The sequence below is a fragment of the Pseudomonas silensiensis genome (genome assembly GCF_050434865.1).
GTDB classification, from domain to species: domain Bacteria; phylum Pseudomonadota; class Gammaproteobacteria; order Pseudomonadales; family Pseudomonadaceae; genus Aquipseudomonas; species Aquipseudomonas fluorescens_W.
Genome location: NZ_JBNDJH010000014.1, coordinates 33,358 through 53,152, shown reverse-complemented (window position 1 = coordinate 53,152; position 19,795 = coordinate 33,358). Strand labels below are relative to the sequence as shown.

Annotated in this window: 18 protein-coding genes; 10 read left to right on the top strand and 8 right to left on the bottom strand. The window is 58.5% G+C overall.

Annotated features, from left to right (window positions below):
* Positions 1 to 243: 243 nt before the first annotated feature.
* Positions 244 to 1,533 (top strand): citrate synthase, encoded by a 1,290-nt coding sequence (gene gltA, locus QF010_RS20130; RefSeq protein ID WP_008148584.1) that lies wholly within the window; start codon positions 244 to 246, stop codon positions 1,531 to 1,533.
* A 218-nt stretch (positions 1,534 to 1,751) separates the two neighbouring features.
* Here gltA and QF010_RS20125 read toward each other — a convergent pair whose 3' ends face one another.
* The 3 genes from QF010_RS20125 to QF010_RS20115 form a co-directional block, all read right to left on the bottom strand.
* Positions 1,752 to 3,410 (bottom strand): cation acetate symporter, encoded by a 1,659-nt coding sequence (locus QF010_RS20125; RefSeq protein WP_429533779.1) that lies wholly within the window; start codon positions 3,408 to 3,410, stop codon positions 1,752 to 1,754.
* Complete coding sequence (locus QF010_RS20120; RefSeq protein WP_017337238.1) at positions 3,407 to 3,718, bottom strand: DUF485 domain-containing protein; 312 nt, start codon at positions 3,716 to 3,718, stop codon at positions 3,407 to 3,409. Before QF010_RS20120 ends, QF010_RS20125 begins: the two co-directional genes overlap by 4 nt.
* 238 nt (positions 3,719 to 3,956) lie before the next feature.
* Complete coding sequence (locus tag QF010_RS20115; RefSeq protein WP_429533778.1) at positions 3,957 to 4,808, bottom strand: glycine betaine ABC transporter substrate-binding protein; 852 nt, start codon at positions 4,806 to 4,808, stop codon at positions 3,957 to 3,959.
* 286 nt (positions 4,809 to 5,094) lie between these two features.
* Here QF010_RS20115 and QF010_RS20110 point away from each other — a divergent pair, with 286 nt between their 5' ends.
* The gene (locus tag QF010_RS20110) at positions 5,095 to 6,690 is read left to right on the top strand and encodes a glycoside hydrolase family 17 protein (RefSeq protein WP_429533777.1); all 1,596 of its coding nucleotides are present in this window, start codon (positions 5,095 to 5,097) and stop codon (positions 6,688 to 6,690) included.
* Positions 6,691 to 6,784: 94 nt separating this feature from the next.
* Here QF010_RS20110 and QF010_RS20105 read toward each other — a convergent pair whose 3' ends face one another.
* Positions 6,785 to 7,153 carry a hypothetical protein gene (locus tag QF010_RS20105; protein ID WP_429533776.1) on the bottom strand — a complete coding sequence of 123 codons (369 nt, stop codon included), beginning with the start codon at positions 7,151 to 7,153 and terminating at the stop codon, positions 6,785 to 6,787.
* A gap of 224 nt (positions 7,154 to 7,377) precedes the next feature.
* On the opposite strand from QF010_RS20105, the gene QF010_RS20100 reads away from it, so the two are divergent.
* The gene (locus QF010_RS20100) at positions 7,378 to 8,676 is read left to right on the top strand and encodes a serine/threonine protein kinase (protein ID WP_033056053.1); all 1,299 of its coding nucleotides are present in this window, start codon (positions 7,378 to 7,380) and stop codon (positions 8,674 to 8,676) included.
* Entirely contained in the window at positions 8,669 to 9,457 is a 789-nt protein-coding gene (locus tag QF010_RS20095; protein ID WP_033056052.1) for an MlaA family lipoprotein, read from the top strand. Before QF010_RS20100 ends, QF010_RS20095 begins: the two co-directional genes overlap by 8 nt.
* Positions 9,458 to 9,521: 64 nt before the next feature.
* Here QF010_RS20095 and QF010_RS20090 read toward each other — a convergent pair whose 3' ends face one another.
* Both QF010_RS20090 and QF010_RS20085 read right to left on the bottom strand, forming a co-directional pair.
* Positions 9,522 to 9,899, bottom strand: a complete 378-nt coding sequence (locus tag QF010_RS20090; protein ID WP_429533775.1) for a DUF805 domain-containing protein — start codon at positions 9,897 to 9,899, stop codon at positions 9,522 to 9,524.
* Between the two features lie 130 nt (positions 9,900 to 10,029).
* A complete protein-coding gene (locus QF010_RS20085) occupies positions 10,030 to 10,944 on the bottom strand; it encodes a DUF808 domain-containing protein (RefSeq protein WP_429533774.1) in 915 nt (304 codons plus the stop codon).
* A gap of 134 nt (positions 10,945 to 11,078) precedes the next feature.
* On the opposite strand from QF010_RS20085, the gene QF010_RS20080 reads away from it, so the two are divergent.
* Entirely contained in the window at positions 11,079 to 11,687 is a 609-nt protein-coding gene (locus QF010_RS20080; RefSeq protein ID WP_033056049.1) for a TetR/AcrR family transcriptional regulator, read from the top strand.
* Positions 11,688 to 11,785: 98 nt separating this feature from the next.
* Here QF010_RS20080 and QF010_RS20075 read toward each other — a convergent pair whose 3' ends face one another.
* Together QF010_RS20075 and QF010_RS20070 are read right to left on the bottom strand one after the other, a co-directional pair.
* Entirely contained in the window at positions 11,786 to 12,244 is a 459-nt protein-coding gene (locus QF010_RS20075) for an REP-associated tyrosine transposase (RefSeq protein WP_033056048.1), read from the bottom strand.
* 209 nt (positions 12,245 to 12,453) lie between these two features.
* Entirely contained in the window at positions 12,454 to 12,894 is a 441-nt protein-coding gene (locus tag QF010_RS20070) for a GlcG/HbpS family heme-binding protein (protein WP_429533773.1), read from the bottom strand.
* A 266-nt stretch (positions 12,895 to 13,160) separates the two neighbouring features.
* Here QF010_RS20070 and gcl point away from each other — a divergent pair, with 266 nt between their 5' ends.
* The 5 genes from gcl to pyk all read left to right on the top strand — a co-directional run bounded on the left by gcl (position 13,161) and on the right by pyk (position 19,736).
* Positions 13,161 to 14,936, top strand: a complete 1,776-nt coding sequence (gene gcl / locus QF010_RS20065; protein ID WP_033056046.1) for a glyoxylate carboligase — start codon at positions 13,161 to 13,163, stop codon at positions 14,934 to 14,936.
* 143 nt (positions 14,937 to 15,079) lie between these two features.
* Positions 15,080 to 15,862: a hydroxypyruvate isomerase gene (gene hyi / locus QF010_RS20060; protein ID WP_046046339.1), complete on the top strand. Its 783-nt coding sequence runs from the start codon at positions 15,080 to 15,082 to the stop codon at positions 15,860 to 15,862.
* Positions 15,863 to 16,012: 150 nt separating this feature from the next.
* Positions 16,013 to 16,903: a 2-hydroxy-3-oxopropionate reductase gene (locus tag QF010_RS20055; protein WP_033056043.1), complete on the top strand. Its 891-nt coding sequence runs from the start codon at positions 16,013 to 16,015 to the stop codon at positions 16,901 to 16,903.
* Positions 16,904 to 17,050: 147 nt separating this feature from the next.
* Complete coding sequence (locus QF010_RS20050; protein WP_429533772.1) at positions 17,051 to 18,331, top strand: glycerate kinase type-2 family protein; 1,281 nt, start codon at positions 17,051 to 17,053, stop codon at positions 18,329 to 18,331.
* Complete coding sequence (pyk, locus tag QF010_RS20045; RefSeq protein WP_429533771.1) at positions 18,321 to 19,736, top strand: pyruvate kinase; 1,416 nt, start codon at positions 18,321 to 18,323, stop codon at positions 19,734 to 19,736. The genes QF010_RS20050 and pyk overlap by 11 nt, the downstream gene beginning before the upstream one ends.
* Positions 19,737 to 19,795: the final 59 nt, after the last annotated feature.

The window sequence follows — 19,795 nt, the reverse complement described above, 5'->3', positions numbered from 1 at the left end:
GCGGTCGGAGGCCGAGTATAGACAGTTAGGCTACTAATGACAACGCGTTCACCTTCCCCTAATAGCGCATTGCACAAGTTGGATAAAAGGCGTAAATGGCAGTCAATTTCGAGGAAAAAGTCCGGTTAAAGCCTTCTGGAGCAAGACTTTAGGCAAATTGACATTCGAATTTATCTCACTATAGTGGTGCGGGCCCTGCGTGGGGGGTCTGTCTGATGATTTCAAGCATAAATAGGAGGCCACATGGCTGACAAAAAAGCGCAGTTGATCATCGAGGGCGCAGCCCCCGTCGAGCTGCCCATTTTAACCGGCACCGTTGGTCCCGATGTTATCGATGTTCGGGGCCTGACGGCCACGGGCCGTTTCACCTTTGACCCTGGTTTCATGTCGACAGCTTCCTGCGAGTCGAAGATCACCTATATTGACGGCGACAACGGCATCCTGCTGCACCGCGGCTACCCGATCGAACAGTTGGCTGAAAAGTCGGACTACCTGGAAACCTGCTATCTGCTGCTCAACGGCGAATTGCCGACCGCAGAACAGAAGGCCCAGTTCGTCAGCACCGTGAAAAACCACACCATGGTTCACGAGCAGCTGAAGACGTTCTTCAACGGTTTCCGTCGCGACGCCCACCCGATGGCCGTCATGTGCGGCGTAGTCGGCGCCCTCTCGGCCTTCTACCACGACTCCCTGGACATCAATAACCCGCAGCATCGCGAAATTTCCGCGATCCGTCTGGTTGCCAAGATGCCAACCCTGGCAGCGATGGTTTACAAGTACTCCATGGGTCAACCCATGATGTACCCGCGCAACGACCTGACGTACGCGGAAAACTTCCTGCACATGATGTTCAACACCCCGTGCGAGATCAAACCGATCAGCCCGGTACTCGCCAACGCCATGGACAAGATCTTCATCCTCCATGCCGACCACGAGCAGAACGCATCGACGTCCACCGTACGCCTGGCCGGCTCTTCGGGTGCCAACCCGTTCGCCTGTATCGCCGCCGGCATCGCTGCACTGTGGGGCCCTGCCCACGGCGGCGCGAACGAAGCTGTTCTGACCATGCTCGATGAAATTGGCGATGTGTCGAACATCGACAAGTACATCGCCAAGGCCAAGGACAAGAACGATCCGTTCAAGCTGATGGGCTTCGGTCACCGGGTTTACAAAAACCGCGACCCACGCGCAACCGTCATGAAGCAGACCTGCGACGAAGTGCTGAAGGAACTGGGGATCACCAACGATCCGCAACTCGAACTGGCCATGCGCCTGGAAGAGATCGCCCTGACCGACCCGTACTTCATCGAACGCTCGCTGTACCCGAACGTCGATTTCTACTCGGGGATCATCCTCAAGGCGATCGGCATTCCAACCAGCATGTTCACCGTGATCTTCGCTTTGGCGCGGACCGTCGGCTGGATCTCCCACTGGAAAGAAATGCTCTCCAGCCCGTACAAGATTGGCCGTCCGCGCCAGCTGTACACCGGCTACGAGTCGCGTGACATCACCAAGCTGGAAGACCGCAAATAAGACCTGTCTTGCGATAACGTCTTGAGTTGTACGCTGCACCGGGAACGGCCTCTATTTATATAGAGGCCGTTTTTGTTTGTGCGGGCGCAGCGGCCTTAGGGCCGACTGGGATTTTTGTTGGATATGTACACAATCAAACCGCCCAACAAAAAAAATGCCCCAATCTCTCGACCAGGGCATTTCTATTCAACGCAACTTACACAAACAAACCTGAAGCCTTAGTGAGCAACCGCCCCACTCGCCCCCAAACCAGTCTGCGAACGAACAAACTGCGGGAAGAACAGCGCGCGCTCATTAACACCCGCTGTGGACTTGTCAGTGACCGAGAAGAACCAGATCCCGATAAACGCAATGGCCATGGAGAACAGCGCCGGGTACTCATACGGGAAGATAGCCTTCTCGTGATGCAGGATCTGCACCCAAATGGTTGGCCCAAGAACCATCAAACCAACAGCACTGATCAGACCCAACCAGCCGCCAATCATCGCACCACGTGTGGTCAGCTTCTTCCAGTACATGGAAAGCAGCAGCACCGGGAAGTTACAGCTCGCCGCGATGGAGAACGCCAGGCCTACCATGAACGCGATGTTCTGGCTTTCGAACAGAATGCCCAGACCGATCGCCAACACACCCAGACAGATGGTGGTGATTTTCGAGACGCGGATCTCATCCTTGTCGTTGGCTTTGCCCTTCTTGATCACACTCGCGTAAAGGTCGTGGGACACCGCTGTAGCACCGGCCAGCGTCAGACCGGCAACAACTGCCAGAATGGTCGCGAACGCCACCGCCGAGATGAAGCCCAGGAAGATACTGCCACCCACCGCGTTGGCCAGGTGCACCGCCGCCATGTTGTTGCCGCCCAACAGCGCGCCAGCCGCATCTTTAAAGGCAGGGTTGGTGCTGACCAGCAGGATCGCGCCGAAGCCGATGATGAACGTCAGGATGTAGAAGTAACCAATGAAGCCGGTTGCATACAGCACGCTCTTGCGAGCTTCTTTCGCATCACTCACGGTGAAGAAGCGCATCAGAATGTGCGGCAGGCCAGCGGTACCGAACATCAGTGCCAGGCCAAGCGAGAATGCCGAAACAGGATCTTTCACCAGCCCGCCCGGGCTCATGATCGCTTCACCTTTAGGGTGAACCTTGATCGCCTCTGAAAACAGCAAGCTGAAGTCGAAGTTGACATGCTTCATGACCATCAGTGCCATGAACGTAGCACCGGACAGCAGCAACACTGCCTTGATGATCTGCACCCAAGTGGTCGCCAGCATGCCGCCGAACAACACGTACATGCACATCAGGATACCGACCAGGATCACGGCAACGTAGTAGTCGAGACCGAACAGCAGCTGAATCAGCTTGCCGGCACCGACCATTTGCGCGATCAGGTAGAACGCCACCACCACCAGCGAGCCGCAAGCGGACAGCGTGCGGATCTGGGTTTGCCCAAGGCGATAGGACGCCACGTCGGCAAAGGTGTATTTACCCAGGTTACGCAGGCGCTCGGCGATCAGGAACAGAATGATCGGCCAGCCCACCAGGAACCCGATCGAGTAGATCAGGCCGTCGTAGCCAGAGGTGAACACCAGGGCGGAAATACCCAGGAAGGACGCCGCCGACATGTAGTCACCGGCAATCGCCAGACCGTTCTGGAAGCCGGTGATCTTGCCACCCGCCGCATAGTAGTCAGCCGCCGAATTGTTGCGCTTGGAGGCCCAGTAGGTGATGCACAGGGTCAGGCCAACGAACGCGACGAACATCAGGATCGCGGAAACGTTGAGCGGTTGTTTGTGCACTTCGCCGGTCAGGGCTTCACCTGCCCAGGCGCCAGGTGCAAAGGCTGCGATGCTCAATAGAGCCATTAGACGCCGGATCATTGCTGAGCCTCCTTGAGAATCGCATTGTTCAGGTCGTCGAATTCGCCATTGGCGCGTCGTACGTAGATTGCAGTCAGGATAAAGGCCGAGAGAATCAGCCCGACACCAATCGGTATCCCCCAGGTAATCGAAGACTCGGGGCTGATTTTCGCCCCCAGAATATGCGGCCCGTAAGCAATCAAAAGAATGAATCCGGAGTAAAGCCCAAGCATGATCGCCGAAAGAATCCAGGCGAACCTTTCTCGCTTACTAACCAGCTCCTTGAAGCGCGGGCTGTTTTGAATCGAGAGGTAAATGCTGTCGTTCATTGTTTTTATCCTCGCAGCACAGATGAAGTTGGAACGTTATCCACTCTATGCGGCTACGGAACTGGTTCCAGACGACCTTAGTATTAGAACGACATGACGGTTTTGCCTTTTTTCAGCACATATTAATTAGCCTGCTATACACCCATCTTCTATCTACAAGAATCCGGGAATGCAAAAGGCCGCTTGGCAGTGATACCAAGCGGCCCTGTAAGGTACTGACCAGACGCGTCAGCTCAAATCATTTGGTCCAGTCTGCAACGCGTTCCGGGTGTTTGGCCACCCAATCCTTGGCGGCGGCTTCTGGCTTGGCACCATCCTGAATGGCCAACATGACTTCGCCGATTTCGTCTTTCGACGCCCACTGGAAGTTCTTCATGAACTTGGCAACTTCCGGAGCCTTGGTTGCCAGATCTTTGCTGCCGATGTTGTTTACAGTTTCAGCCGCGCCATAAACGCCTTTCGGGTCGTCCAGGAAGCGCAGTTTCCACTTGGCGAACATCCAGTGCGGCACCCAGCCGGTAACAGCAATGGATTCGTTTTTCTTCTCGGCACGGGTCAGCTCGGCAATCATGCCGGCGCCGGAACTGGCCTTGAGTTGATAGCCGGTCAGATCGTAGTCCTTGATTGCCTGTTCGGACTTGAGCATTACGCCCGAACCGGCGTCGATGCCGACGATACGATCTTTGAAGCTGTCGTCGGTTTTCAGATCGGCAATACTTTTAGCTTTGACGTACTCCGGCACGATCAGGCCGATTCTCGCGTCCTTGAAGTTCGGACCGTAATCGACGACTTGATCTTTATTCTTGGTCCAGTATTCACCATGAGTCACAGGCAGCCACGCAGACATCATGGCATCGAGTTTGCCAGTGGCCACGCCCTGCCACATGATCCCGGTGGCAACTGCTTGCAGTTTCACGTCATAACCGAGTTTCTGCCTGATCACTTCAGCGGCCACGTTGGTCGTGGCAACACTGTCCGACCAGCCGTCGACATAACCGATAGTCACTGCCTTGCCTTCGGCGCTGGCTACAGTAGAACTGATCGCCAGCACCAAAGCGGCACCCGCGCCCAAGAGTCGTCGCATCTTCATCGTTACTTCCCCGAAAGTGCTGCGCTCGACGGATGCCGAGTCGCGTCAACGTATTGTTATGGTGCACAGCGCCCCCATCACGCCCACCGCAAACTCGTCCGAACATCAGCGGAGTACTGACGCCCTGATAATCAACCTCACGACAATGGCGACCTTCTCTGCCAGCGACCTCAAGGCATCGAGAAACGACATCAGAACGCCATTAATCTAGACCACCAGAGGTCCGCCGGCCAATCCGCCCAAACATTGCATGTCAAAAGTATGCAGGCCACCAAGCACGCGGCAAATGAAGGTAACATGCGCGGCTTTGCTCCCAGACGGCCTGACCATGCCCGCGACATCCCGCTTTCCTTTTTTTGCTTATCTATTCGCCTGCCTGCTGGGGCTTTTTGCCCTGGGTGGCTTCTGGTACGGCCTCGGTAAACCGGTGGTGTTGCCGGACGTGGCCAGCGCGACTCACAAGCTGCAATGCGCCTCCTATACCCCGTTCGACAAGGACCAATCGCCGTTCGATCAGCCGTTCAAGCTGCGCCCCGAGCGCATGGACGCCGACCTCGCGCTGCTGGCCAAAAGCTTCGAATGCATCCGCACCTATTCCATGACCGGCCTCGAGGCCCTGCCCGACCTGGCGCGCAAGCACGGGCTGAAACTGATGATCGGAGCCTGGGTCAACAGCAACCCGGTGGACACCGCCAAGGAAGTCGACCTGCTGATCGCCTCGGCCAACGCCAACGCGGACGTGGTCACCTCGGTGATCGTCGGCAACGAAACCCTGTTGCGCAAGGAAGTCACTGGCGCGCAGCTGGCCAAGCTCATCAGTAAAGTCAAAAGCCAGGTCAAACAGCCTGTCACTTACGCCGACGTCTGGGAGTTCTGGCTCAAGCACCCGGAAGTCGCCCCGGCGGTGGATTTCCTGACCATCCACTTGTTGCCGTACTGGGAAGATGACCCATCGAACATCGATGCCGCCCTGCAGCATGTGGCCGAAGTACGTCAGGTGTTCGGCAACAAGTTTGCACCCAAGGACGTGATGATTGGCGAAACCGGCTGGCCCAGCGAAGGCCGTCAGCGTGAAACCGCCCTGCCGAGCCGGGTCAATGAAGCCAAGTTCATTCGCGCTTTTGTCATCATGGCGGAGCAGCAAGGCTGGCATTACAACCTGATCGAAGCCTTCGACCAGCCGTGGAAACGCGCCAGCGAAGGTGCAGTCGGTGGTTACTGGGGGCTGTTCGATGCCGATCGCCAGGACAAGGGCGTGCTCGCCGGTCCGGTGTCGAACGTGCCTTACTGGACGCAGTGGCTGGCAGTGGGTGGTTTGATCTTCCTTGGCACGCTATTCCTCGGCGGCCGTGTCCGCAGTACTCGCGCAGCGCTGGTTCTACCGCTGCTGGGTGCGCTGGCCGCTTGCTCGATTGGCGCCTGGGGCGACCTGGCCCGTGTCACTACGCGGTTTGGCAGTGAGTGGTTGTGGGTCGCTTTGCTGACGGCGTTGAACGTGTTGGTGCTGGCCCATGCGGCACTGACCCTGAGCGCTCGCACTGGCTGGCGCGGACGCGCGTTCAATACGCTGGAACGTCGGGCAGGCTGGTTGCTCGCCGCGGCAGGTTTTGCCGCTGCGGTGATGATGCTGGAGCTGGTGTTCGATCCGCGTTATCGCAGCTTCCCGAGTGTCGCATTCATCCTGCCGGCGCTGGTCTATCTGTGCCGCCCGGTGAGCGTGCCGCGTCGGGAAATTGCCCTGCTGACCTTCATCATCGGCACCGGCATTGCGCCGCAGCTTTATCGTGAAGGGTTGCAGAATCAGCAGGCCTGGGGTTGGGCGCTGGTGAGTGTGTTGATGGTTGCAGCGTTGTGGCGCAGTTTGCGGGTTCGCAAGGGCTGATCTTCATTGCTGCTGCCGACCTCTTCGCGAGCAAGCCCGCTCCCACATGAGAATGCGGTCAAATGTGTGCGGGCTTGCTCGCGAAGACGGAACATCAGACGCTACGAGACGCCCGGACCAACCGCAATCCAGCAATCACCACCGCAAACACCGCCAAAGTCGTGTTGTACAACGCCAACGCCGGAAACCCGAACACCAGCGCCAGCACCGCCAACCACCACCCGGCCCGGCCCGGCAGCACAAAACCGATAACGGCTGCCGCCAATGCCGCGAAGCCCAATACGTTGAAGTGAATCATCAAGCCCAGGCTCGAACGAACCTGGCATTCCCAGCGGCTCGCTTCGTCCACGCAGACGCCGACCCATTGAGCATCCTCCATAAAGCCATAACGCGCGCCATAACTGGCGGCCAGCCATAACGGCAGGAGAACGAGCAGCAGAATCACAGGCAGACGGCGGGACATGAAGCACTCCAATAAACGAAAACGGCGGCCAGCTTAATCCCCCGCCAGCGGTAAGCAAACGCGCGTGACAGATAATTGGCCACGAAATCTCTGCAAAGTGTATCGTCCAGCTACTATTACCTCGAAATTAGGCCTGATTGGTGCCGACCCATGGCACTTTGGCGCAAACCCCGTGGTCATAGCCTGCGAACTTCATTTGGCACCTTTCTCTAAGGGATCTAGTCATGCTCCGTTCCTTGCGCTTCGCCGCCCTGTTTGGCGGCCTTATTTTGAGTGCGTCCGCACTGGCCGTCGATATCGACGCTGCCAGTTATGGCTACCCCTTGACCAACCCGTTCGAGGCGACCATTGCCACGACACCGCCGGACTTGCGCCCGGAGTTGCCGCTGGATGACGACATCAATCAGACCGACCGCAGCGTCAGGTTGCGCCCGGAACGTGAGTTCGACCTGCCGGACAACTTCTGGCCGGTGAAAAAGCTCACCTACCGCATCGCCACACAAGAAAAAGCCGCACCGCTGATCTTCCTGATCGCCGGCACCGGCGCGCGCTATGACAGCAGCATCAATGAGTACCTGAAAAAGCTCTACTACAAGGCCGGCTACCACGTGGTGCAACTGTCGTCGCCCACCAGCTTCGATTTCATGAGTGCCGCCTCACGCTTCGCCACACCCGGCATCACCAAAGAAGACGCCGAAGACATGTACCGTGTGATGCAGGCCGTGCGGGCACAAAACCCGAAAGTGCCCGTCACTGATTACTACCTGACCGGCTACAGCCTGGGCGCACTGGACGCGGCATTTGTCGCGCACCTGGACGAAACCCGCCGCAGCTTCAACTTCAAGAAAGTCTTGCTGCTCAACCCGCCGGTCAACCTCTACACCTCGATTACCAACCTGGACAAGCTCGTCCAGACCGAGGTCAAGGGCATCAACAACACCACCACTTTCTACGAGCTGGTGCTGGACAAACTGACCCGTTACTTCCAGCAGAAAGGCTACATCGACCTCAACGATGCGCTGCTCTACGACTTCCAGCAGTCCAAGCAACACCTGAGCAACGAACAGATGGCCATGTTGATCGGCACTTCGTTCCGCTTCTCGGCTGCCGACATTGCCTTCACCTCGGACTTGATCAACCGTCGCGGCCTGATCACTCCACCGAAATACCCGATCACCGAAGGCACCACCCTCACGCCGTTCCTCAAACGCGCGCTGCAGTGCGACTTCGACTGTTACATCACCGAACAGGTCATCCCGATGTGGCGCGCCCGCACCGACGGCGGCAGCCTGCTGCAACTGATCGACCAGGTCAGTTTGTATGCACTCAAGGATTACCTGCACGACAGCCCGAAAATCGCCGTCATGCACAACGCCGACGACGTGATTCTCGGCCCTGGCGACCTTGGTTTCCTGCGCAAGACCTTTGGCGATCGTTTGACCATTTACCCGCTGGGCGGCCATTGCGGCAACCTTAATTACCGCGTCAACAGCGACGCCATGCTGGAGTTCTTCCGTGGCTAAATATCTCCTGCTTATCGCCGCGTTACTCTGTGCAGGCGTCGCCAATGCCGACAACAGCAAAGCCAATGCACCGGTTGTGATTGACAGTGACGGCTTCAAGGAGCCTCTGAGCAAGCTCAAATTCAACCCGGGCCTGGATCAGCGCGAGTTCGAACGTTCGACGCTTAGCGCGCTGGCCGTCTACGACCCGCTGGAAGAGTGGAACCGCCGCGTCTACCACTTCAACTACCGCTTCGACCAATGGGTGTTCCTGCCAGTGGTCGATGGCTATCGCTACATCACGCCGAGTTTCCTGCGCACCGGTGTCAGCAACTTCTTCAACAACCTCGGTGATGTGCCGAACCTGTTGAACAGCTTGCTGCAGTTCAAGGGTCAGCGCTCGATGGAAACCACCGCGCGCCTGCTGCTCAATACCACCGTCGGCATCGCCGGCTTGTGGGATCCGGCGACCGCCATGGGTCTGCCGCGCCAGAACGAAGACTTCGGCCAGACACTGGGCTTCTATGGTGTACCCAGCGGCGCCTACTTCGTGTTGCCGATCCTCGGCCCTTCGAACCTCCGCGACACCGGTGGCCTGGTGGTGGACTTCAGCGCGGAATCGGCGATCAACTTCCTGAACGTCGCCGAAGTCAGCGAAAACCATCCGGAAATCTGGGTCCTGCGTGGCATCGACAAGCGTCACCAGAACAGCTTCCGCTATGGCAAGCTGAACTCGCCGTTCGAGTACGAGAAAGTGCGCTACGTGTACACCGAGTCGCGCAAGTTGCAGATCGCCGAGTAATTCATCGGCAACAAAAAAAGGCCATTCGATGCGAATCGAATGGCCTTTTTTTGAGCTAGGTCAGTTACCCATGAACAACTTGCGATTCCTTCGGATCCGCCCCGTAGTCATTTTCGCCCTTATTTCCCCGTGTCCCCATTGAAATCAAAAACATGATAAATCCAATGAGAGGGATGATTAGCCAGAAGAAGTTGAGCCCGCTTTTGTTAAGGTCATGATACCGCCGCCAGGTAATCGCCAATCGAGGGCAAGCAGAGCAAAGCGCATACGCGGTGTAGATCAACAGATATGCTCGCTCTCCCAACAACCCCAACCAAATCCCGATACCTAGCCAAAGTGCAATTAAGCAGTTATCAATGAGAAAAAACATCCAGAACTCTTTCCTGCTCGCTCTGCCTCCAAACGTTGCGTATTTCTTGAAAGCTTGCAAATACCATTTCATCCCTACCCCCCTTCACAATCAGAAAACCCATTCAGGCCATTGCAACCCAAATAGGGAGGCGAAGTTTACGAGAACATCAAAAATGGGCTTGTAGGAACAATCTGAAAGAAATGTGGGTATCTAGATTTTCTTAAACTTTCACTGCTTTCCAGATTTTGCTCACGGCCATAACACCGGCCAACACAATGGCCCCTGCCACAATCCCCGCCACCGCATTCAGCAACGTCGGCACGATAAAACCGGCACCGCCCGCCCCTGCGCTGACGCTCTCAATCCAGTGATGAACCACCGGCACGCCGTGGGTGAGAATTCCACCACCCACCAGGAACATCGCTGCCGTGCCGATCACCGACAGGCTTTTCATCATGTACGGAGCCGCACGCAGGATCCCGCCGCCAATGCTTTTAGCGATCTGTCCAGGCTTCTGAGTCAGCCACAAGCCGAGGTCGTCGAGTTTGACGATGCCGGCCACCAGGCCATACACGCCGATGGTCATGACGATGGCAATGCCCGAAAGCACGATGACTTGTTGGGTCAGCGAGGCATCCGCCACGGTGCCCAGGGTGATTGCGATGATTTCTGCAGAGAGAATGAAGTCGGTGCGGATGGCGCCTTTGATCTTGTCCTGCTCGAACGCCACCAGATCGACCGCCGGATCAGCCACGGCCTCGACCAGCTCTGCATGCTCGGCCTGGTCTTCAGCCTCGCTGTGCAGGAATTTATGGGCCAGTTTCTCGAAACCTTCGAAACACAGATACGCGCCGCCGATCATCAACAACGGTGTGACCAGCCAGGGAATGAACGCGCTGATGGCCAACGCCGAGGGCACCAGGATCAGCTTGTTGAGAAAGGAGCCCTTGGCCACCGCCCACACCACCGGGATTTCCCGCTCGGCGCGCACACCGGAAACCTGTTGGGCATTGAGCGCCAGATCGTCGCCGAGCACACCGGCAGTCTTCTTGGCGGCCATTTTGGTCATCAACGCCACATCGTCGAGTACCGCGGCGATGTCGTCGATCAGCAACAGCAAACTGCTTCCTGCCATGAATCAGGTTTCCTTCTTGAATGGATGCCGCGCAGCATAACGCGGCCGGGTGCCGCACGGGGCATTCTTGAGCGCCGCGCGAGGCCGGTGCTACCATGCGCAACCGCCAGAACAGGCAAGGAACCCCCTGGTTTATGAGCACCATCCGCGAGCGCAACAAAGAACTGATCCTGCGTGCCGCCAGTGAAGAATTTGCCGACAAGGGCTTCGCTGCGACCAAAACCAGTGACATCGCAGCCAAGGCGGGATTGCCCAAGCCCAACGTCTACTACTATTTCAAATCCAAGGAAAACCTCTACCGCGAGGTCCTGGAAAGCATCATCGAACCGATTCTGCAGGCCTCGACACCGTTTAACGCCGACGGCGTGCCGAGTGACGTACTGAGCAGCTACATCCGCTCGAAAATCCGCATCTCTCGCGACCTTCCTTTCGCCTCCAAGGTGTTCGCCAGCGAAATCATGCACGGCGCCCCGCACCTGAGCGCTGATCTGGTTGAACGGCTCAACGGCCAGGCCAAGCACAACATCGACTGCATCCAGACCTGGATCGACCGCGGCCAGATCGCCCCGATCGACCCCAACCACCTGATGTTCAGCATCTGGGCCGCGACCCAGACCTATGCCGACTTCGACTGGCAGATTTCCGCGGTGACCGGAAAGGCCAAACTCGATGAGGCCGACTATGAAGCGGCGGCGCAGACGATTATCCGGTTGGTGCTCAAGGGGTGTGAGCCGGACCGTTAAACCGCGGCGCGGCCATCGCTGGCAAGCCAGCTCCCGCATTGAATTACATTTCCTTGTAGGAGCGAGCCTGCTCGCGATGAAGGCAACTCGATTTCAGCTCAAACCCAAACAGCATCCCACAACGGATAGTCGCCAAGCTTCTCGACCAGTCCAGCCCGCAACGGGTTGGCTACTACATATCGAGCCAGCTTCACCAAATCCTCTTCCCGCCGCAGCGCCCTATCATGAAATCCTCTCTGCCAGAGACTGGTGCTTCGACCGGTAGACTGCTTTATGGCTTTGGTGCTCATCGACTTGGTTTTTTGCATCAGCTCACTCAAAGATCCCTTTTGCAACTCAATCAACCAATGAAAATGATCTGGCATGACCACCCAAGCCAACGAGTTCGCAAAGCCTAGATTCTGTGCATTGCGAAATTGATCGACCACCAGCCGGCCCAAGGTGAAATCCTTGAAAACCGGGGTTCTGTGAACTGTGTTGGTGGTTAACAGATAAATTCGACTGGCTTCGGCATAGCGACCGATTCGCAATCGATTTGCGGCAGGTAAATCCGGCATTCCTTAGCCTCCCGTGATCAGGTCATGAGAAGGCTAGCTCTATGGATTGAAGTGGGTGGGGCAAACTATTGGCTGGATGTGTCTGGTAGACAGCTATCGCGAGCAGGCTCACTCCTACAGGGGATTCCAGCAGTCAGACAATTTGTGTCCGACCACAAAACCTGTAGGAGCGAGCCTGCTCGCGATGACATTTGTTCAGGCGCTGAAGGTCAAGCACTCACCCCCGCATCCGCCCGCAACCCCGACGCCTCAATCGCGTTGATTGCACATTGCTCATCAACATCAGAAAGATCACCGCTGATACCCACCGCCCCCAGCACATTCCCGTCCTGATCCCGAATCAAGACTCCGCCCGGTGCCGGGACGACGCTGCCCTGCCCCAGACTGTTCAAAGCGGCGATAAACGCCGGTCGTTGTTGTGCGTCCAGCGCCAGCAGGCGTGAGCCTTTGCCCAGGGCGATGGCGCCCCAGGCTTTGCCGATGGCGATCTGCGGGCGCAGCAGGCTGGCGCCGTCTTCACGCTGCAGGGCGACCAAGTGTCCACCCGCATCCAGTACTGCGATGGTCAATGGAGCCGCCGAGATTGCACGCCCTGCGGAGATAGCCTGATTGGCCAGGTTGACTGCGACTTTCAAGGTTAAAGCGCTCATGGTGCCGTCCTCATTTTGTTATAGGGAAAGCTGCTGGACTGCGTTTTGCTCAGAAGTCCGATGCAACAAATAGAACACAATGAGTTATTTTTTTGTATACAATAATTTTCGAAAAGCGCCACATTCGACGAAAAGCCACAGTAGATTGGGCTTCCGACGAATGAAACGGCCGCTTGAGAAAATGGATTGACCTGCGCCGTCCGCCGTGAATACACTCTGCGCAAAGCCACTTGTATACAATTACAAAACGTAAGAGGCACAAAACCATGAGCAAAATGAGAGCAATCGAAGCCGCCGTTCTGGTGATGCGCCGTGAAGGGGTTGATACCGCTTTTGGCATCCCCGGCGCCGCGATCAACCCGCTGTACTCCGCCTTGCAGAAGGTCGGTGGCATCGATCACGTCCTTGCTCGCCACGTTGAAGGCGCCTCGCACATGGCCGAGGGCTACACCCGCACCAAGGCCGGCAACATCGGCGTGTGCATCGGCACTTCCGGCCCTGCCGGGACCGACATGGTCACCGGGCTTTACAGCGCCTCGGCCGACTCGATCCCGATTCTTTGCATTACCGGCCAGGCACCCCGCGCCCGTATGCACAAGGAAGACTTCCAGGCTGTCGACATCACCTCGATCGTCAAGCCAGTGACCAAGTGGGCAACCACCGTCATGGAGCCGGGCCAGGTGCCTTACGCGTTCCAGAAAGCCTTCTACGAAATGCGCTCCGGCCGTCCGGGCCCGGTGCTGATCGATCTGCCGTTCGACGTGCAGATGGCTGAAATCGAATTCGACATCGACGCCTACGAACCACTGCCGCTGGCCAAGCCAACCGCTAACCGCGTGCAAATCGAGAAGGCCCTGGCCATGCTCGACCAGGCCGAGCGTCCGTTGCTGGTGGCCGGTGGCGGCATCATCAATGCCGACGCCAGCGAGTTGCTGGTGGAATTTGCCGAGCTGACCGGTATTCCGGTGGTCCCGACCCTGATGGGCTGGGGCACCATTCCGGACGATCACCCGTTGATGGTCGGCATGGTCGGTCTGCAAACCTCGCACCGCTACGGCAACGCCACGATGCTCAAGTCCGACCTGGTGCTGGGTGTCGGTAACCGTTGGGCCAACCGTCACACCGGTTCGATCGACGTTTACACCGAAGGCCGCAAGTTCATTCACGTTGACATCGAACCGACCCAGATCGGCCGCGTGTTCACCCCGGACCTGGGCATCGTTTCCGACGCCGCTGCCGCGCTGACCGTGTTCATCGAAGTCGCTCGCGAATGGCAAGCCGCCGGCAAGCTGAAAAACCGCAGCGCCTGGTTGCAAGACTGCCAGCAGCGCAAATCCAGCCTGCAGCGCAAGACTCACTTCGACAACGTGCCGGTCAAGCCGCAACGGGTTTACGAAGAGATGAACCAGGTGTTCGGCAAAGACACCTGCTACGTCAGCACCATCGGTCTGTCGCAGATTGCCGGCGCGCAGTTCCTGCACGTCTACAAGCCACGTCACTGGATCAACTGCGGTCAAGCAGGCCCTCTGGGCTGGACCATTCCGGCAGCGCTGGGCGTGGTCAAGGCTGATCCGACTCGCAAGGTCGTGGCACTGTCGGGCGACTATGACTTCCAGTTCATGATCGAAGAGTTGGCGGTGGGCGCGCAGTTCAAGCTGCCGTACATCCACGTGGTGGTGAACAACTCGTACCTGGGGCTGATCCGTCAGGCTCAGCGCGGATTCGACATGGATTACTGCGTGCAGCTGTCCTTCGACAACCTGAACGCTCCGGAACTCAACGGTTACGGTGTGGACCACGTCGCGGTGGCCGAAGGCCTGGGTTGCAAGGCGCTGCGTGTGTTCGAACCAGGTCAGATCCAGCCTGCCCTGCGCAGGGCTCAGGAGCTGATCGAAGAGTTCAAGGTGCCGGTGATCGTCGAAATCATTCTGGAGCGCGTGACCAACATTTCCATGGGTACCGAGATCAACGCCGTCAACGAATTCGAAGACCTGGCGCTGGTCGGCAACGATGCGCCGACCGCCATTTCGTTGCTTGATTAAGTTGACCTGATACCTGTAGCAGCTGCCGAGGCACGAGGCTGCGTTGCGTGTCCGCAGGACCGCCGTCGGGGCCGCTTCGCAGCCCAACGCAGCCTCGTGCCTCGGCAGCTGCTACAGGCACCTATTTTTCACAGGAGACCACCATGCCGCGTTTCGCAGCCAACCTGTCCATGCTGTTCACCGAGCAGGATTTTCTTGCCCGTTTTGAAGCTGCCGCCAAGGCCGGCTTCAGTGGTGTCGAATACCTGTTCCCTTACGATTTCAGCTCCGCCGAGATCAAGGCCAAGCTTGATGCCAATGGCTTGACCCAAGTGTTGTTCAACCTGCCGGCCGGTGACTGGGCCAAGGGCGAACGCGGTATCGCGTGCCTGCCGGACCGGGTTGAAGAGTTCCGCGCCGGTGTCGACCTGGCGATTGCTTACGCGAAAGTGTTGGGCAACACCCAGGTCAACTGCCTGGCCGGTATTCGTCCGCAAGGCATCGACGATGCCACCGTGGAAAAAACCTTCGTCGCCAACCTCAAATACGCCGCCGACAAGCTGCAAGCCGCGGGCATCAAACTGGTGATGGAAGCGATCAACACCCGCGACATTCCGGGTTTCTACCTGAACAACACCGCGCAAGCCCTGTCGATTCGCGAACAGGTCGGCAGCGCCAACCTGTTCCTGCAATACGACATCTACCACATGCAAATCATGGAGGGCGACCTGGCCCGCACCATGGCTGCGCACCTGGGCGAGATCAACCACATCCAGTTGGCCGATAACCCTGGGCGCAACGAACCGGGTACCGGTGAAATCAACTACCGCTTCCTGTTCGAACACCTGGACCGCATCGGTTATCAGGGTTGGGTTGGCTGCGAATACAAACCGCTGACCACCACCGAAGCGGGCCTTGGCTGGCTCAAAACGCATAACGCGATCTGACACAGATCCCCTGTAGGAGTGAGCCTGCTCGCGATGAATTCACCTTGGTACACCTGATGTACCGCAGCGCCTGAATCGCGAGCAGGCTCACTCCTACAAAAAGCTCCGCACCTATTTGCTTGAGCAACACAAAAACAAGAGGAATTTCTCATGGCTAAAATCGGATTTATCGGCACCGGCATCATGGGCCACCCAATGGCGTTGAACCTGCAGAAAGCCGGTCACAGCCTGTTCCTGTCGGCGCACCACGACGCTGCGCCTGCTGACCTGATTGCCGGTGGCGCCGTTGCCTTGGCGAACCCGAAAGAAGTCGCGCAAGAAGCCGAATTCATCATCGTCATGGTGCCGGATACCCCGCAGGTAGACGACGTGCTGTTCCGCGAAGACGGTGTTGCGGCCGGTGTTGGCAAAGGCAAAGTCGTGATCGACATGAGTTCGATCTCGCCGACGGCCACCAAAGCCTTCGCTGCCAAGATCAACGAAAAAGGCGCTCAGTACCTCGACGCGCCGGTGTCCGGCGGTGAAGTCGGCGCCAAGGCCGCGACCCTGAGCATCATGGTCGGCGGCGATGCGGATGCCTTCGAACGCGTGCTGCCGCTGTTCCAGGCGATGGGCAAGAACATCACCCTGGTGGGCGGCAACGGCGACGGTCAAACCGCCAAAGTGGCGAACCAGATCATCGTGGCGCTGAACATCCAGGCCGTGGCCGAAGCCCTGCTGTTTGCGTCGAAAAACGGTGCCGATCCTGCCAAGGTCCGTGAAGCACTGATGGGCGGCTTCGCATCGTCGAAGATCCTCGAAGTGCACGGCGAGCGCATGATCAAAGGCACCTTCGACCCAGGCTTCCGCATCAGCCTGCACCAAAAGGACCTGAACCTGGCCCTGGCCGGCGCACGAGAGCTGGGCATCAACCTGCCGAACACCGCCAACACCCAGCAAGTGTTCAGCACCTGCGCAGCGATCGGTGGCAGCAACTGGGACCACTCGGCGCTGATCAAGGGCCTGGAACACATGGCGAATTTCTCGATTCGCGATAAGTAAGCCCTGCCCCACCCTGTAGGAGTGAGCCTGCTCGCGATGGAATCAGCGCGGTGTACCTGACACACCGCGCCGCCTGAATCGCGAGCAGGCTCACTCCTACAGTGATCTGTGTGCCCTTTCGAATAACAAGAATTCCGGGAGCCCGCCATGTCGGTCAATCCGCAACAATTCCTGCGCGAGCTGTTTGCCACAGCCATCGACGCGGCCCATCCGCAGCAAGTCCTCGAAGCCCATTTGCCCAAAGACCGCAGCGGTCGGGTGATCGTCATCGGCGCCGGCAAAGCCGCCGCGGCCATGGCCCAAGTGGTGGAGCGTTGCTGGCAGGGCGAAGTATCAGGTTTAGTGGTGACGCGTTACGGTCACGGCGCCCCGTGTGAAAAAATCGAAGTGGTGGAAGCCGCTCACCCGGTGCCTGACGCTGCCGGTCTGGCGGTCGCCAAGCGCGTGTTGGAACTGGTCAGCAATCTGACTGAAGACGACCGTGTGATCTTCCTGCTCTCGGGCGGCGGCTCTGCCCTGCTGGCGTTGCCCGCGGCTGGCATCACCCTGGCCGACAAGCAGTCGATCAACAAAGCCCTGCTCAAATCCGGCGCCACCATTGGCGAGATGAATTGCGTCCGCAAGCACCTCTCGGCGATCAAGGGCGGCCGCCTCGGCAAAGCCTGCTGGCCTGCCACTGTTTATACCTATGCGATTTCCGATGTACCGGGCGACCTCGCCACGGTCATCGCCTCCGGCCCTACCGTGGCCGACCCGAGCACCTCCGCCGAAGCACTGGCGATCCTCAAGCGCTACAACATCGAAGTCCCGGCCTCGGTGCGCAACTGGCTGCTGAGCCCGGAATCAGAGACGGTCAAACCCGGCGATCCGAGCCTGGCGCGCAGTCACTTCCAGTTGATCGCCCGTCCGCAGCAGTCGCTTGAAGCCGCTGCGGTGAAAGCGCGTCAGGCCGGTTTCAGTCCGCTGATCCTCGGCGACCTGGAAGGCGAATCCCGCGAAGTGGCCAAGGTGCACGCCGGTATCGCCCGTCAGGTCGTGCTGCACGGTCAGCCATTGGCGGCGCCCTGCGTAATCCTCTCGGGCGGTGAAACCACGGTCACCGTACGCGGCAATGGCCGTGGCGGACGCAACGCCGAATTCCTGCTGAGCCTGACCGACAACCTCAAAGGCCTGCCCGGCGTCTACGCGCTGGCCGGCGACACCGATGGCATCGACGGCTCCGAAGACAACGCCGGCGCAATCATGACCCCGGACAGCTACGCCCGCGCCGCCGCCCTCGGCCTGAGCGCCAGCGACGAGTTGGACAACAACAATGGCTACGGCTATTTCGAGGCGCTGGACGCGCTGATCGTCACTGAACCGACCCGCACCAACGTCAACGACTTCCGTGCCATCCTGATTCTCGAGAGCCCTAAAAATGACGCCTGACAAGAAGGTTAAAATCCTCGCCACCCTCGGTCCTGCCACTAACGGGATCGACGACATCCGTGAGCTGGTGCAGGCCGGGGTCAACATCTTTCGCCTGAACTTCAGCCATGGCGATCACGCCGACCACGCTCAGCGCTATCAGTGGATTCGTGAAGTCGAGCGCCAGCTGAATTATCCGCTGGGCATTCTGATGGACCTGCAAGGCCCGAAACTGCGGGTCGGCAAGTTCAGCGAGGGCAAGGTGCAACTGCATCGCGGTCAGGCACTGCGTCTGGATCTTGACCCGACGCCGGGTGATGAACGCCGGGTCAACCTGCCTCACCCGGAAATCATCGCTGCGCTCGAACCGGGCATGGACCTGCTGCTGGACGACGGCAAGCTGCGTCTTCGCGTGGTCACCAAATATTCCGACGCCATCGACACCACCGTGCTCAATGGCGGCGAACTCTCGGATCGCAAAGGCGTGAACGTGCCTCAAGCGGTGCTGGAACTGAGCCCGCTGACCGCCAAGGACCGTCGTGATTTGAGCTTCGGTCTGGAGCTGGGTGTGGACTGGGTCGCGCTGTCGTTTGTGCAGCGTCCGGAAGACATCCGCGAGGCGCGCGAACTGATCGGCGACAAAGCGTTTTTGATGGCCAAGATCGAGAAGCCATCGGCAGTGACGCAACTGCGTGAGATCGCCGAATTGAGCGACGCGATCATGGTTGCTCGCGGTGACCTGGGCGTGGAAGTGCCGGCCGAAAGCGTGCCGCAGATTCAGAAAAACATCATCAGCATCTGCCGTCAGCTCGGCAAACCGGTGGTGGTGGCGACGCAGATGCTGGAGTCGATGCGCTTCTCCCCTGCCCCGACCCGTGCCGAGGTGACCGACGTTGCCAACGCCGTGGCCGAAGGTGCGGATGCGGTGATGTTGTCGGCAGAAACTGCCTCTGGCGAGTACCCGCTGGAAGCTGTGCAGATGATGAGCAAGATCATTCGTCAGGTGGAAAACGGCCCGGACTATCAGGCGCAACTGGACGTGAGCCGGCCTAAGGCTGAAGCGACTGTTTCCGATGCGATCAGCTGCGCGATTCGCCGTATCAGCAATGTGCTGCCGGTGGCGGTGCTGGTGAATTACAGCGAATCCGGCACGTCGAGTTTGCGTGCGGCGCGGGAACGGCCGACGGTGCCGATCCTCAACCTGACGCCGAACCTGCAAACCGCTCGCCGGTTGACGGTGGCGTGGGGCGTGCACTCGGTGGTCAATGATCGGCTGCGGCAGGTGGATGAGGTGTGCTCGACGGCGCTGGAAATTGCCCAGGCCCAGGGCATGGCGCAACGCGGGGATACTTTATTGATCACGGCGGGTGTGCCGTTTGGGCAGCCTGGGTCGACTAACTCTTTGCGTATCGAAACATTGATCTAAAGACTCCTGTGGCGAGGGAGCTTGCTCCCGCTCGGCTGCGAAGCAGTCGTCGCTTTAGC

Bases quoted from the DNA above. Each gene is read 5' to 3' on its own strand.
- QF010_RS20115 (WP_429533778.1), bottom strand. From the start codon at position 4,808: ATGAAGATGCGACGACTCTTGGGCGCGGGTGCCGCTTTGGTGCTGGCG.
- QF010_RS20090 (WP_429533775.1), bottom strand. From the start codon at position 9,899: ATGAAATGGTATTTGCAAGCTTTCAAGAAATACGCAACGTTTGGAGGC.
- QF010_RS20105 (WP_429533776.1), bottom strand. From the start codon at position 7,153: ATGTCCCGCCGTCTGCCTGTGATTCTGCTGCTCGTTCTCCTGCCGTTA.
- QF010_RS20055 (WP_033056043.1), top strand. From the start codon at position 16,013: ATGGCTAAAATCGGATTTATCGGCACCGGCATCATGGGCCACCCAATG.
- QF010_RS20125 (WP_429533779.1), bottom strand. From the start codon at position 3,410: ATGATCCGGCGTCTAATGGCTCTATTGAGCATCGCAGCCTTTGCACCT.
- QF010_RS20050 (WP_429533772.1), top strand. From the start codon at position 17,051: ATGTCGGTCAATCCGCAACAATTCCTGCGCGAGCTGTTTGCCACAGCC.
- gcl (WP_033056046.1), top strand. From the start codon at position 13,161: ATGAGCAAAATGAGAGCAATCGAAGCCGCCGTTCTGGTGATGCGCCGT.
- QF010_RS20080 (WP_033056049.1), top strand. From the start codon at position 11,079: ATGAGCACCATCCGCGAGCGCAACAAAGAACTGATCCTGCGTGCCGCC.
- QF010_RS20120 (WP_017337238.1), bottom strand. From the start codon at position 3,718: ATGAACGACAGCATTTACCTCTCGATTCAAAACAGCCCGCGCTTCAAG.
- QF010_RS20070 (WP_429533773.1), bottom strand. From the start codon at position 12,894: ATGAGCGCTTTAACCTTGAAAGTCGCAGTCAACCTGGCCAATCAGGCT.
- pyk (WP_429533771.1), top strand. From the start codon at position 18,321: ATGACGCCTGACAAGAAGGTTAAAATCCTCGCCACCCTCGGTCCTGCC.
- QF010_RS20075 (WP_033056048.1), bottom strand. From the start codon at position 12,244: ATGCCGGATTTACCTGCCGCAAATCGATTGCGAATCGGTCGCTATGCC.
- QF010_RS20100 (WP_033056053.1), top strand. From the start codon at position 7,378: ATGCTCCGTTCCTTGCGCTTCGCCGCCCTGTTTGGCGGCCTTATTTTG.
- QF010_RS20085 (WP_429533774.1), bottom strand. From the start codon at position 10,944: ATGGCAGGAAGCAGTTTGCTGTTGCTGATCGACGACATCGCCGCGGTA.
- gltA (WP_008148584.1), top strand. From the start codon at position 244: ATGGCTGACAAAAAAGCGCAGTTGATCATCGAGGGCGCAGCCCCCGTC.
- QF010_RS20110 (WP_429533777.1), top strand. From the start codon at position 5,095: ATGAAGGTAACATGCGCGGCTTTGCTCCCAGACGGCCTGACCATGCCC.
- hyi (WP_046046339.1), top strand. From the start codon at position 15,080: ATGCCGCGTTTCGCAGCCAACCTGTCCATGCTGTTCACCGAGCAGGAT.